At 54.2% G+C, this 12697-nt stretch carries 13 protein-coding genes; 12 read left to right on the forward strand and 1 reads right to left on the reverse strand.

Annotated features, from left to right (window positions below; translation table 11 throughout):
- Positions 1–20: 20 nt before the first annotated feature.
- The 6 genes from CHB83_RS17815 (at position 21) to ccsA (ending at position 5921) form a co-directional block, all read left to right on the forward strand.
- On the forward strand, positions 21–662 hold the full coding sequence (locus CHB83_RS17815; protein WP_045689268.1) for a heme exporter protein CcmB: 642 nt from the start codon (positions 21–23) through the stop codon (positions 660–662).
- 123 nt (positions 663–785) lie between these two features.
- Positions 786–1457 (forward strand): cytochrome c biogenesis protein, encoded by a 672-nt coding sequence (locus CHB83_RS17820; protein WP_055562210.1) that lies wholly within the window; start codon positions 786–788, stop codon positions 1455–1457.
- Positions 1438–1683 (forward strand): CcmD family protein, encoded by a 246-nt coding sequence (locus tag CHB83_RS17825; protein WP_245855382.1) that lies wholly within the window; start codon positions 1438–1440, stop codon positions 1681–1683. Before CHB83_RS17820 ends, CHB83_RS17825 begins: the two co-directional genes overlap by 20 nt.
- 134 nt (positions 1684–1817) lie before the next feature.
- Entirely contained in the window at positions 1818–2246 is a 429-nt protein-coding gene (locus CHB83_RS17830; protein ID WP_045690036.1) for a cytochrome c maturation protein CcmE domain-containing protein, read from the forward strand.
- Between the two features lie 112 nt (positions 2247–2358).
- A complete protein-coding gene (locus CHB83_RS17835) occupies positions 2359–3246 on the forward strand; it encodes a hypothetical protein (protein WP_143437182.1) in 888 nt (295 codons plus the stop codon).
- Positions 3247–3311: 65 nt separating this feature from the next.
- On the forward strand, positions 3312–5921 hold the full coding sequence (gene ccsA / locus CHB83_RS17840; protein ID WP_089333603.1) for a cytochrome c biogenesis protein CcsA: 2610 nt from the start codon (positions 3312–3314) through the stop codon (positions 5919–5921).
- Positions 5922–6182: 261 nt separating this feature from the next.
- Here ccsA and CHB83_RS17845 read toward each other — a convergent pair whose 3' ends face one another.
- Positions 6183–8996 carry a T9SS type A sorting domain-containing protein gene (locus tag CHB83_RS17845; protein ID WP_143437183.1) on the reverse strand — a complete coding sequence of 938 codons (2814 nt, stop codon included), beginning with the start codon at positions 8994–8996 and terminating at the stop codon, positions 6183–6185.
- A gap of 166 nt (positions 8997–9162) precedes the next feature.
- Here CHB83_RS17845 and CHB83_RS17850 point away from each other — a divergent pair, with 166 nt between their 5' ends.
- The 6 genes from CHB83_RS17850 (at position 9163) to CHB83_RS17875 (ending at position 12684) form a co-directional block, all read left to right on the forward strand.
- Positions 9163–9963, forward strand: coding sequence for a Rossmann-like and DUF2520 domain-containing protein (locus CHB83_RS17850; protein ID WP_089333605.1), 801 nt, complete (start codon positions 9163–9165; stop codon positions 9961–9963).
- Positions 9964–10049: 86 nt separating this feature from the next.
- Complete coding sequence (locus tag CHB83_RS17855; protein WP_055562208.1) at positions 10050–10379, forward strand: 2Fe-2S iron-sulfur cluster-binding protein; 330 nt, start codon at positions 10050–10052, stop codon at positions 10377–10379.
- A gap of 113 nt (positions 10380–10492) precedes the next feature.
- Positions 10493–10729 carry a Fe-S cluster assembly protein IscX gene (gene iscX / locus CHB83_RS17860; RefSeq protein WP_045690196.1) on the forward strand — a complete coding sequence of 79 codons (237 nt, stop codon included), beginning with the start codon at positions 10493–10495 and terminating at the stop codon, positions 10727–10729.
- A 60-nt stretch (positions 10730–10789) separates the two neighbouring features.
- Complete coding sequence (locus CHB83_RS17865) at positions 10790–11293, forward strand: KdsC family phosphatase (protein ID WP_045690195.1); 504 nt, start codon at positions 10790–10792, stop codon at positions 11291–11293.
- A 137-nt stretch (positions 11294–11430) separates the two neighbouring features.
- On the forward strand, positions 11431–11625 hold the full coding sequence (locus CHB83_RS17870; protein ID WP_045690194.1) for a cold-shock protein: 195 nt from the start codon (positions 11431–11433) through the stop codon (positions 11623–11625).
- Between the two features lie 141 nt (positions 11626–11766).
- Positions 11767–12684, forward strand: coding sequence for a geranylgeranylglycerol-phosphate geranylgeranyltransferase (locus CHB83_RS17875; protein WP_089333606.1), 918 nt, complete (start codon positions 11767–11769; stop codon positions 12682–12684).
- The last annotated feature ends 13 nt before the right edge of the window (positions 12685–12697 follow it).

A 12697-nucleotide genomic window follows, 5' to 3' on the forward strand; every position in this document is an offset into this window, starting at 1 on the left:
TGAGCGAAATCTGGGTGTTGATACAGAAGGACTTCCGTCTGGAATGGCGGCAGCGCGCGGCCCTGAATGGGATGCTGCTGTACGTGGGCAGCACTGTGTTTGTATGCTACCTCAGCTTCTCCCTACGCGGCGGACAACTTCCGGCCCCGGCCTGGAATGCGCTATTCTGGATTGTCCTGCTGTTCTCAGCCGTAAACGCGGTGGCGAAAGGCTTCCTGCAAGAAAGCCGCGGCCGCATGTTGTACTACTATACGGTGGTGCGGCCCCAAGCTGTTATTCTGGCTAAAATTGGCTACAATGCCCTGCTATTGCTGGGGTTAGCATTGATAGGCTTTGCGCTTTATGCCATTGTGCTCGGAAATCCCGTGCAAAACACTCCGCTCTTCGTGGGCAATGTAGTACTCGGGGCAGTGGGGTTTGCCAGCACACTAACGCTAGTATCAGGCATTGCGGCTAAGGCTACCAATAGTAGCACGCTGATGGCCGTGCTAGGCTTCCCGCTGATGGTACCTATGCTGCTGCTGTTAATCAAAGTATCTAAAAATGCACTTGATGGGCTGGAGTTTGAAGCCAGCCAAAGCTCCCTGCTAACACTAGTAGCCCTAAACATGATAGTTGCGGCTGTTTCTTACCTCCTGTTTCCCTTCCTATGGAGAAGCTAAGCCGGTTTGTAAGCACTGAGGCGCCAATAGCGCATTTCGTAGCACTAAGCCCCCGCGCAAGTTGTTTCCCGCTCGACGGCCCAAAAGAGGGGGCCTTGGTTTACTCATTTCTTCTCTGTGCTCATGTCTAAAAATTGGTGGAAAGCCCTGTGCGTGGTACTGCTCCTGTACGTGGCAGTAGCAGGGCTGCTGATGCCCGTGCCGCGCTTGGCCATTCTGAATGAGAGCATCCGCAACCTGTACTTCCACGTGCCCATGTGGTTCGGGATGACCTTCATTCTGTTTGCCTCAGTTTACTACTCCATTCGTTATCTGCGCACACCTACGCCCGAACTGGATATTCTGTCGCACGAGGCGGCTCGCACGGGCATTCTGATGGGGTTGGTAGGTTTGGCAACGGGTAGCATCTGGGCGCGCTACACCTGGGGCGCTTGGTGGACCAACGACCCCAAACTCAATGGGGCCGCCATTGCCATGCTGATTTACGGTGCCTATCTGGTGTTGCGCTCGTCCTTTACTGATGAGCAGCAGCGGGCCCGTATATCTGCCATCTACAACATCTTCGCTTTTGCCACGGCAATGCCGCTCTTTTATATTCTGCCCCGCCTGACGGACTCTTTGCACCCAGGGGCGGGAGGCAACCCCGCTTTTGCAAAATATGACCTTGATAGCAACATGCGCTTGGTCTTTTACCCCGCAGTCATTGGTTGGACGCTGCTGGCCTTCTGGCTGGCACAAGTAGCCAGCCGTCTTTCCCTGCTCAAACTGAAAGTGTATGAAAAACAGCTTGCGTAAGCTTCGTCCGGCGCTATTGCTGCTGATGGCCCTGCTGCTACCAGTGCTACACGTAGCCGCCCAAACGGCCGCAGCCAACGAGCCTGAAATGGCCGATTCTCTTCGCCTCAACGGCAAAATTTACGTGGTGGTGGCTGTCATTACGGTGGTACTGGCAGGGTTGCTGTTCTTCTTGGCTTCCCTGGACCGTAAGCTAACCCGCCTCGAAAAGGAAGTGCGCGACTAGGCTAAACGAAGTTGGTTCTACCCCCTAGGAAAGGGCCTTCTTGCTTCACAAATTCATGATTCATGCGGACCTTTGCCGCTGACTTTGTTGTTTCGATTATCGGCTACCAGTAGGAGCCGCCTGTTGCACCCCACATGAAAAAAGCACACATCCTTGCCATTGCGGTTATTGCCGTGGCCATTGGCATCATCATGAGCGCCGCCGGAGATGCCAGCGTGTACGTGTCATTTAGAGAAGCTCGGGAGCGGGCTGCCGATGGCAACCTCACCAAAGTGCACGTAGTAGGGCGCCTCCCCCGTGATGGACAGCAGAACATCCTCGGGCTGGAATACAACCCTGTACAGGACCCCAACTACTTCGCATTTACGCTGGTAGACACTAACCGCATTGCGCAACGCGTAATCTACTTTAATCCCAAGCCACAGGATTTCGATAAATCGGAGCAGGTAGTGATTACGGGTGCCATGCGCAACGACATCTTCGTGGCCGATAAGATTCTGCTGAAGTGCCCATCGAAGTACGTGGAGAAAGACATCGAAGGCGCTACCGCCTCTATCAACTAAGGCTAGCATGAAGAGTGAGCAAGCAACATACGGAGCCTGGAAAGCGCCTAAGCGCCTTGGGCTGCGCGTAGCTGCAACTCACTTGATGCTTCTACCTGGTGCCTTGGCTGCCATGGCTCAAGTACCAAATGATGATATCGAAAACCGACAGCAGCTGCGCTTAAATGCGGCTATATCCTCGAACACCACGGGCTGCACAGTGCAATGGCGTTGCGTGGACGAAAAGCTGACGGGCAAATGCATCGAGTATCACAACGACCAGTGGTTTGAGTTTACGCCGCGCACAACGGGCCGCTACTACGTGAATATTGGTGGGCAGAAATGCCGCGATACGCGCGGTGTACAGCTAGTAGTGCTTACGGGGCAGCCCTGCCAGCCGGCTACGTACCGGGTGCTTTCCTGCACCTCGCTGGGTAGTCAGGATGATGTGTTTATAACGCTAGACTCTTTGCAGGCGGGCCAGCCCTACCTATTGGATGTAGACGGCTACCTCAAAGATTTCTGTCAGTTTTCCCTGGCCGTGAGCGACAAGCCCCAGGGCGTGCCTGCTCTAGCTCCACCACCTGTTTCAACGGTAGTAACGGCCACTAACAGCCGCTTCACTCTGCGTTGGACGCTGCCTGACTCGCTCAGCGCTACGCGTCAGTTTCGAGTGTTGCGACGGGAAGCGGCCCAGTTTCGGGCGGCGCCCATGGCTACGGTACCGGTGGCGCGCACTACTTACGGCGCTAACACCACTGAGTATACCTGGACTGACTCGCTCACCGCACCGGGCCGTTACCTCTACCATGTACTAGCTGATGCCTCGGATACTGGGGCGCCGGCCCTGGTACAACAGCAATGGTACGCCTACAGCCAGCTACTACCTGATCGTAGCAGTGCTCAGGCTATGAATGAGGCCGCTGCCAAGCGTGCCCTGAAAGCACAACAAAGCTGGGAGCGACGCGGCCATCGGGCCCGCCTGAAACGCCTTGCTACCCAGCGACGCTCTAATCCCTAAAAACAAGTTTGTACTGGTCTGGTACTACACCATAGGCTAGTATTTCCTCTTCAACGCAGTAGCTCATGTTGAACACATTTATCGGCGACGCCGGGCACTTTAGTGTCATCGTGGCTTTCGTAGCGGCCACGGTAGCGGCGTATGCCTACTACGCGGCAGCACGCAACCAGCCCTTGGGCGAGTCAGATGCCTCTTGGCTGCGTATTGGCCGCGGAGCATTCATAGTGCACGGCTTGGCGGTGTTCTCGGTAGTCATCTGCCTGTTCACCATCATTCACAGCCACCGCTACGAGTACTACTACGCTTGGAGCCACAGCAGCAACCACTTACCCGTGGAGTACATGATATCCTGCTTCTGGGAAGGCCAGGAGGGTAGCTTCTTACTCTGGATATTCTGGCAGGTGCTTTTGGGCTTTGGCATCATGCGTTACCACCGCCGTTGGGAAGCTCCCGTCATGACGGTGTTTGCCGGCGTGCAACTCTTCCTTACTTCCATGATTCTGGGCGTAGTGCTAGGTGGCGTGAAGATTGGCTCTTCACCCTTTATCCTGCTGCGCGACTTCCTAACGGATTTGCCTGTATTCAAGCTCAATCCCGACTTTGTGCCGAAGGATGGCACTGGCTTGAATGCCCTGCTGCAGAACTACTGGATGGTAATTCACCCACCCACGCTGTTCCTAGGCTTTGCCTTAACGCTGGTGCCCTTTGCCTTCGCCATTGCCGGTCTTTGGAAAGGTGAGTTCACCAAGTGGGTGCGCCCCGCTTTGCGCTGGACGCTGGTGGGCGGCTTAGTACTAGGGGTAGGCATTATGATGGGTGCTTACTGGGCCTACGAAACTCTGAACTTTGGCGGGTACTGGAACTGGGACCCGGTAGAAAATGCTGTGTACATTCCATGGTTAGTCCTGGTTGCATCTTTGCACGGTTTGGTGCTATGGCAGCGTAGCCGGACGGCCTTGCGCACGTCCTTCGTGCTGGTTATTGCCACTTTCCTGCTGGTTCTCTACGCTACCTTCCTCACGCGTAGCGGGGTACTAGGCAACGCTTCTGTACACTCCTTCACCGATCTAGGCCTCTCGGGCCAGTTGATTATCTACCTGGCCGCCTTTGTGGTAGTAGCCATTGGGCTGCTCGTATGGCGCTGGAAGACTATCCCCGTGTCGGAGAAAGAGCTGACGACCTACAACTCAGAACTGTGGGTATTTGTGGGAGCCACGGTGCTATGCCTGGGTGCGTTCCAGGTGCTGGTCACTACCAGCATCCCGGTGTACAATGCCTTCCTCGGCTTCATCGGTATCAAGTCTAACCTGGCTTTGCCTGCCGATCAGATTCAGCACTACACCAAAATCCAGTTGTGGATGGGAGTCGGCGTAGCCTTCTTCTCGGGCTTGGCCCAGATAATGTGGTGGCAGAAAAATAACAAAGAGTCGCTTACTAGCTCGCTCACCGTGCCCGGCATTCTGACGCTGCTTGGCGCTGCGCTGGTTATCCTACTGGTTCAGTACTTCGGTCTGAAAATGAGCATTACGTACATTGTACTGCTTACGACGGCTCTGTTCGGAGTACTAGCCAACTTGAGCATGGTCATCACGCTTATGAAGCGTAAGGTTAGTCTTTCCGGAGGTGGTATAGCCCACATTGGCATTGCGCTGATGCTGTTGGGCATTCTAGCATCGGCTGGTTACTCAAACATTATCAGCCAGAACGTTTCGGGCTTGCTATACTCGCGTGAGTTTGATGAGACTACCAACCGCGACAACGTGCTGCTGTGGCGCAACGATAAGGCCCAAATGGGTCCGTATGAAGTAAGCTACACGGGGCAGTACTTTGATGCGCCTGGCGTTCCTGGCTACGTAAACAAGCAGTTGCTATTCCGCACGGCCGACGAATATAAGGCGCTAGCTCGGGCTGACATTAAGCGCGGCGATAAGGTGTACTACAAGGCTGGCGACACAGTCGACATATTGCCCGAGAACACTTATTACCGAGTAGAGTATAAGCACCGCGAAACGGGAGAAACGTTCACCCTTTATCCGCGTGGGCAGGTGAACGAAGAAATGGGCGAGGGGCTATTGGCTTCTCCTGACATCAAGAAGTTCCTAGACCACGACATCTACTCCCACATCAGCGCCGTGCCTCCACCCGATAAAGAGAAGGACTGGAGCGAAGTGAAGGAACATGTGTTGTCGCTGGGCGACACGATTTACTTGAACGATTACTTCGCGGTATTCCGTGGGGTAGAGCCTGCCCACCAAACGGCGGGGTTAGGGCTGGCAAAGGGTGACTTAGCCATCCAAGGCGACTTTTTGGTATACGGCGAGAAAAAGCAGTACCATGTGCACCCCGTATTTGTGGTGCGCAACCGCATGATCGGCCGAGTACCGGACGAGGTAGAGGACCTAGGCTTGCGTTTAACTTTCCTCAACGTAGATCCTTCCAACAGCAAGTTCACCTTTGGTGTGAGCACCACTCAAAAGGACTACATCATTCTGAAAGCAGTAGAGAAGCCCTTCATCAACCTCCTGTGGAGCGGTACGCTGCTCATGGCTGTCGGCTTCTGTATGGCCCTGTACAAGCGTCGCCGCGACGTAGATGTAGCTGAGCTGCCCGTTCCTGAAGAAGCTGTGAAGGCTCCTCGGCCTCGCCCGATTCAGCAAAAGCGCCAAGTTGCGTAAGCGTTAAGCCTATCACTACGGCACAAACAACGAGGCCCTAGTCGTCTGACTAGGGCCTCGTTGTTTGTGATGGCCAAGTGTGGAACGCGAAGCATGCCTCTTGGTACTATCCTCACGAATGGCAGATAACGCAGTAATTCCGCTTACCAATGCAGGTGTTTTACCTTGGCTAGACAGGTTGCAGGTATGATCCTGTAGCAACAAAAACGGGCAGCTCCTAGAGCTGCCCGTTTTTGTGAGGCCTATATGAAGTAACAACGCCTACTTCTGCACGGCAATGTTGCGAATCATGTAGTCGTTGCCCGACTTCACCTTCAGGATGTACATGCCACTGGCTAAGCGCGACAAATCCAGCTTGTTGGCGAAGTTGTCGCGGACGTTGGCTGTGTATACACGCTGGCCCACCAAGTTCGTAACTTCTACTTGAAGTCCGGCCCGGGCGTTGGCGCCGCGTATATCCACTGTAAATTGCCCCGCTGACGGATTAGGATATACAGTCACGGCTTGCACGAGCGCATCTGAAACGCCAGTAGATACCGACGTGATAGTGATGTCGTCAACGGCCAGGAAAAACTGGTCGGCAGCGCTGTATACGTGGAAGCCCAGGAAGTAATTGCCGGTAGTGGCGGGCGTAATAGCTGCTACTGGTGTAGCGCTGTTGGCATCAGCAGTCAAAACGGTAGCAGTAGCAATGTTGCTGTTGTTCCACAGCGTATTGGTTTGGCCAGCCACCGTTGCAGCCGTGCCATACTTCACTTCCAGCTTTTCAGGGTAGTTGGCGCCACTGTTGCGGTATTTGAAGGCAAGCTGATAGCGAGAACCCGCACGCAGGAAAAGAGCAGGCGTGAAAAACCAGTCGTCGGCCTCCGTGGTACCGTCCTCGTTATAGAGGTAGGTCATGGCATTTGGTGAAGACGAGCCCACGAAAATAGGACCGGTGTCCGTTGGTACGCTCGAGCGGTTCTGCCAAGTTTCTTCATCATTATTCACGTTGAGCACCGTATAGCCACAAGGTATTGACCCGCTTGCTACTCCATCGAAGTTCTCGGAGTAGGGGAAGCTGGTTACAATGCTGGGTTGGCACTGGGTCGTAAACGTGAATGGGCCGGCCAAATCGCTCTGGCTAGTAGCACTGCAGTTGGTGCGAATGTAGAACTGGTACACGGTAGCACTCGTCAAGCCGGTGATGGTGGCGGGAGAGCCCGTAACTACTACAGAAGTACCGCTAGTAGCCGGGTTGAAGCCACCAGGACCGTACAGGATTGTGTAGCCTGTAGCACCAGTAGGAGCAGTGAAACTTACAGCGGCCGTTGTGGTATTAGTGCTGGTTACTGCGGTAGCCGTCGGCGTTTGACAGGTTTGTGGAGTGCCTACACTAGCGGCTATAGCCAACCGCACAAAGTTGAGGTTAGAGGTATTCAGCGGTATCCAGGCTCCAGTAGAAAGCTTGGCGAAGAAGGTATTTGGCCGTTGAGGATCTTCTATTTGTACAGCTAGGCCGATATTCGAAGCAGAAGTTTCCTTGACAGCCACAAAGAACGAACCGCTCACGGCAATATTAGGAATGGCTACCGTTGCAGTGCCCCCCGCCGTCGTCCGATTCTGCGTGGGGGAGGTGTAGAGTACCGCACCTGGTGTGCCATTGGCTCCGGTGGCGTCTAACACTACAACTTGGTATGGAGCCGTATTGGTGCTAGTGCCGCCCGCAAAGGTTGGCCTTACCTCGTAGAGGGTGGTCGGCTGCGTTAGGGTGTATTTAACAGCTAGCATCCCATCAACGCCTGTTCCGCCGACACCGCCTGCGAAAGCTTCAGTGGTATCAATATAGGATAAGTGGTTAGAGGTTACCACTTGGGTGTAAGTAGCCGAATTGTTTAACGTAACGTCGTCCTCGGGCACTGTTACCGTCAGTGTGTTGGTGCCGGTAGAAGTGAGGGCATAGCCAGCAAACGTAACCGTGGTAGTAGCCCCAGGAGCTAGGCTAGCAACAGTTTGTGTGGCCGTAAACGTGTTTGGTCCCCGTACCGCGAGCGTTACCGGGATGTTAGTGAGAGTAGCATTGCCCGCATTAGAGATGACAGCTTGTGGTACATGTGGCGTAGCAAATGCCCGTGGCGCTTCTCCTAGCGTATAGACTGCGTCAACGCTCACATCATTGTCAGGAAGCGCAAACCGGTAGGTCCGGCCTGCATCAGGTAAATGGGTATTCTGTACCAAGTGTGGTAGATAGAACACCGTACCATTTTGCGTTATCGTATTTTCAAAAATAGTGGTGTTCCAAGGTTGATTAGGCGCTTTATATGTCAGATTTAAATCGACTGGGTCAGCTGATAATCCCTTTAAACCGATATAGAATGATTGAGCAGTAGGTGTGTTGCCGGAGGATGTCCAGGTGCCATACACCAGTTCTATCGTATTAGTACCCTCAAAAAGCCGGATCTGAAACTGCATCGTGTTCATCTGCGACGGAACAGTTGACGTAGTTCGCGTAGTGGGCTTATCGCGCAGATTCTCAAACTGAATAGTACAAATGCGGTTGCCAGCCGTACCCGTAGTAGCTACTCGGTATTCCGTTGGGGTAGCTGTTTGATCGGCAGCACCTGTCAAGTCGATGCCCGAGGTAGCGGCTATAATGTTTTGGTCATCCTCATTGAAAAGCGGGAATAAATCGGTGGCGCTAGCCGGCGCAGCAGACCCCAGTTTAATGAAGCCGTTGGTATTGAGCACAAACTGCGTGTACACCGTACCGTTGAACACGAACGAAAACCCAATAGGCTGAGCAGCCGAGTTAGCATCGTCCGTATTAGCAGTTGTAATGGCAGTTCCACTCGTGCCTAAATCGGTGTAGGTGCCGCTTACGTTTTGGCTGAACGTCTGAAGGTACGGGAGGTCGTTTACTCTATTTGCCGTATTGCCACGCTGCTGAACAGGTGTTACCCTAGTAGGTATGGTTCGGGTATAGGGTCGCATATCGGACCACACCTGGGCTTGAGCGGTTGTGGCCCCAAGACTCACAAGAGCCCCCAAAGCCAACTGGCGCCACGTGGTAGCAGCCTTTGTGTAGAGGTTTAACATATTCTGAATGAAGTTGAAAAGGATGACCAACAGTGCAGTTAGCAGCTACACGTAGCAAGGACGTTAGCCTAGCTAAACAAGTTGTTAAATTTCCTCTAAAAATTGATTTCTACAGGCGGAAAATGTACAAGCCCGTACCTTGTTGGTTAAATAAAGGTGGAGCGCTATGGAAGAAACTAAAACTGCTGCGAAACGCGTAGTGCTGCTGGGCGCCGGCCGGGTAGCCCAGCATTTGGCCCCGGCCTTACTGGCCGCCGGCTATCATGTGGCGCATATTTGGAGTCGCTCTTTGGCCTCGGCCCAGGCCCTAGCTGCCACAGTACCGGGGGCTACCGCAGGTGCCACGGCAGCACTTCCCGCCGCCGATGTGTACATACTAGCCGTGCCCGATGCAGCGGTACCGGCAGTGCTAACCACAATGCAGTTCCCAAGTGGTGCCCTGGTAGCCCACACGGCCGGCGCTTTGCCGCTCAGCGTATTTTCTGCGTGCCCACAGGTGCGAGGTGGAGTGGTATATCCCATTCAAACCTTCAGCCCAGGCCGGATGATAGATTGGGGGCAGGTACCGCTGTGCGTAGAAGCCGCCGAGGCAGCCGGGGAGGCTACGCTGCTGACGCTGGCGCAGTCTCTCAGCCACAACGTGCGGCTTGTCGACTCAGCTCAGCGCCTCCGTTTGCATGTAGGAGCAGTGTTTGCGTGCAATTTTACCAATCACTTGCTCGGTATTAGTCACGCGCTGCTCACGGAAGATAAGCTACCCTTTGAACTGCTTGCTCCCCTGGTGCGCGAAACCGTAGAAAAAGCTCTTGAACACCCGCCTTTCATGGTGCAAACCGGTCCTGCCGCCCGCTACGATGCTCCTACACTCGCCCGCCATGAGCAGGCGCTGGCCGAGCAGCCAGGGTGGTTGGCTATTTATAAGCATCTGACTGCTAGTATACAAGAGAAACAGCATGCAATAAGTTAAAACAAGCAAGCTGGTCTCTTACTTTGATTCCGGGACGGGGGTGTGTACCTTCGTGCCCGCATTTTTGCCCGTTCAACGCGCTACTCGTGAAAGTCGTCAATATTACCTTTAAGTTTCAGGACGGCCAGCCCGACCAGACCCACGTGGCCGCCCAGGGCGAATCGGTGCTGGACGTGGCCCTCAACAACGACATCCAGCTCCAGCACAACTGTGGTGGAGTATGTGGGTGCAGTACCTGCCATGTATACATTGAGAAAGGCGAAGAAGATCTGCCCGAAATCAGTGATAAGGAGGAGGACTTCATTGACCGCGCCGTAAACCCGCGTATCAACTCCCGCCTGGGCTGTCAGTGTGTGGTGCAGGGCAATCAGGACGTGGTGGTACTTATTCCCCCACAAGAATTCCTGGGCCACTAACGGGTTGCCGCCGCGCATCTAGTTAGCACGTGCTACCTAGATGCGCGGCGCACGCGTGTGCTACCGAACCACGCCGCCTTCACACTTTCCTACTAACCAGCACAACGACGGATATGAATCACTTTGAACCCCCCATGCAGTGGAACGACCATGAGGATATTGCCATGGCCCTGTACGAGAAGTTCGGCGACGATTTTAACGAAGCAAAGATCTACCGCATTCGCTTTACCGATTTGGTAGAGTGGGTACTGAGCTTGCCCAATTTTGAAGGCACCCGCGAACAGTCCAACGAAGGCCACTTGGAGCAAATTCAGGCTAAGTGGGTGTATGAGTGGCGCGATAATCAATAAAACAACCGGCCCGGCGCTAGGTCCGCGGCCGTGTATGAATGCGGGCCTAGTTATCTGGCTATGAATACTGTGAATGCCGCGCCCGACCTGACCGGTATCAAGGCGTTTATTTTTGATGTGGATGGCGTACTAACGGATGGTACGCTGTTGGCGCTAAACTCCGGGGAGCAAGCCCGTGCTTTTCACATTCGTGATGGGTACGCCATTCGGTACGCCCTGCGCAAAGGCTACCGGATTGCTATCATCTCGGGACGGGAAGAGGAGGGGGTACGTAAACGGCTAGAGTCGTTGGACGTGCACGATATTTTCTTGGGGGTAGATGACAAGATGAAAATCTTCAACGCCTACATCAATACCTACCGCATCGACCCCGCCCACATTGCCTACATGGGCGACGATGTGCCTGATGCTGAGGTAATGCGCCGCTGTGGCGTGGCGGCCTGCCCAACCGATGCCGCGCGCGACGTGCGGGAAATAAGTAACTATTATGCCACGCTGCCTGGGGGCCATGGCGCCGTGCGGGAGTTGATTGAAGACGTGCTGCGCGCTCAGCAAACTTGGTAATACCAGCGGCTTGTACTAGGCGGATTACATCCTAAAAGGAAACCCTGGCAACCCCAACCCAAACGGTTGGGGTTGCGCTTTTCTAAAATCCATCTATATTTACCCGACCATCATCTAACCTATTTTTTTTCTTTTTCATGAAAACAGGAACCGTAAAATTCTTTAATGAGTCGAAGGGCTACGGCTTCATTACAGAAGACGGCACGAAGGAAGATTTCTTCGTTCATGTTACCGGCCTTAACGGGGGCCAGGTTCAGCAAAATGACCGGGTAGAATTTGACACGCAGGAAGGCCGCAAAGGCGTGAATGCCGTTAATGTGAAGAAACTGTAGAATAAGATCTATACGTTTTAGTAACTAGCAAGCAAAGCCCTTTCCAGTCCTGGAAAGGGCTTTCTGTTGGGCTCTTGTTTCCCTCATTCCTACTGGTACTTGGGTCCGGTGCGGCCGATATCGTGTTTCTTGCAGCCTGTCATGTCAGCCGCTTCTTTGCCTTCTTCTGCTCACCGGAACCCAACGCCTGCTGCCGAGCCTGGCCGTTTGCGCCAACTAGCGCAACTTATTCGCCTGCCCAATCTGCTCATTATGGCCCTGTGCCTGCTGCTGGAGCGCGCTTCACTGCTTCTGCCTGGCGCACCGTGGCGGGTTGTTCTGGCTCCTTCGTTTGGGTTATTGGCCTTGGCTGCCCTGAGCATTGCGGCCGGAGGATACATCATCAATGACTACTACGATGTGAAGATTGATGCTATTAACCGGCCCGACCGGTTGGTGGTAGGGCGGGCCGTCAACCGTCGCCATGCTATGCTAGCCCATATTTTATTATCTGGGCTGGGTGTACTAGTAAGCGGAGCACTGTCGCCGCTGTTAGGGTTAGTAAATCTGGGCTCGGCACTACTACTGTGGGGTTATTCGGCGCGGTTTAAGCGAGTAGCGCTGATAGGAAACCTAAGCATTGCTACGCTCACGGCGGCGCTGGTGCTGCTGCCGGAGTTGCAGTTGCGCACCGGGGTCACGTCGGTTTGGCTGTACGCGCTGGCCGCGTTACTACTCACCATGGTGCGCGAAATAGTAAAAGATGTAGAGGATATGCGCGGCGACGCGCAGCACGATTGCTATACTCTACCTATTGTATGGGGGGTGGTGCGCACCAAATGGGTAGCCGGTTTTTTCCTGTTGTGCTTGGTAGTGCTCGTGGGCGGTGTGCTAGCCAGAACCACGGCTATGGAGCGTTGGCTACTAACTACTTGGCTACTTGGGCTGGTTTTGCTACCATTGCTTGGGCTGGCACACTACCTACGCCGAGCCGACCGACGGCGGCACTTTGCGCGCCTAAGTGCCTGGTGCAAATGGGTGATGTTGGCAGGGGTACTTTCTATGCTGCTAGCAGGGTAAAACCGCAGAGCAC

Source organism: Hymenobacter mucosus (assembly GCF_900188255.1).
Classification (GTDB): Bacteria; Bacteroidota; Bacteroidia; order Cytophagales; family Hymenobacteraceae; genus Hymenobacter; species Hymenobacter mucosus.

Bases quoted from the DNA above. Each gene is read 5' to 3' on its own strand.
- iscX (WP_045690196.1), top strand. From the start codon at position 10,493: ATGAATCACTTTGAACCCCCCATGCAGTGGAACGACCATGAGGATATT.
- CHB83_RS17850 (WP_089333605.1), top strand. From the start codon at position 9,163: ATGGAAGAAACTAAAACTGCTGCGAAACGCGTAGTGCTGCTGGGCGCC.
- CHB83_RS17830 (WP_045690036.1), top strand. From the start codon at position 1,818: ATGAAAAAAGCACACATCCTTGCCATTGCGGTTATTGCCGTGGCCATT.
- CHB83_RS17845 (WP_143437183.1), bottom strand. From the start codon at position 8,996: ATGTTAAACCTCTACACAAAGGCTGCTACCACGTGGCGCCAGTTGGCT.
- CHB83_RS17865 (WP_045690195.1), top strand. From the start codon at position 10,790: ATGAATACTGTGAATGCCGCGCCCGACCTGACCGGTATCAAGGCGTTT.
- ccsA (WP_089333603.1), top strand. From the start codon at position 3,312: ATGTTGAACACATTTATCGGCGACGCCGGGCACTTTAGTGTCATCGTG.
- CHB83_RS17870 (WP_045690194.1), top strand. From the start codon at position 11,431: ATGAAAACAGGAACCGTAAAATTCTTTAATGAGTCGAAGGGCTACGGC.
- CHB83_RS17825 (WP_245855382.1), top strand. From the start codon at position 1,438: ATGAAAAACAGCTTGCGTAAGCTTCGTCCGGCGCTATTGCTGCTGATG.
- CHB83_RS17835 (WP_143437182.1), top strand. From the start codon at position 2,359: ATGGCTCAAGTACCAAATGATGATATCGAAAACCGACAGCAGCTGCGC.
- CHB83_RS17875 (WP_089333606.1), top strand. From the start codon at position 11,767: ATGTCAGCCGCTTCTTTGCCTTCTTCTGCTCACCGGAACCCAACGCCT.
- CHB83_RS17820 (WP_055562210.1), top strand. From the start codon at position 786: ATGTCTAAAAATTGGTGGAAAGCCCTGTGCGTGGTACTGCTCCTGTAC.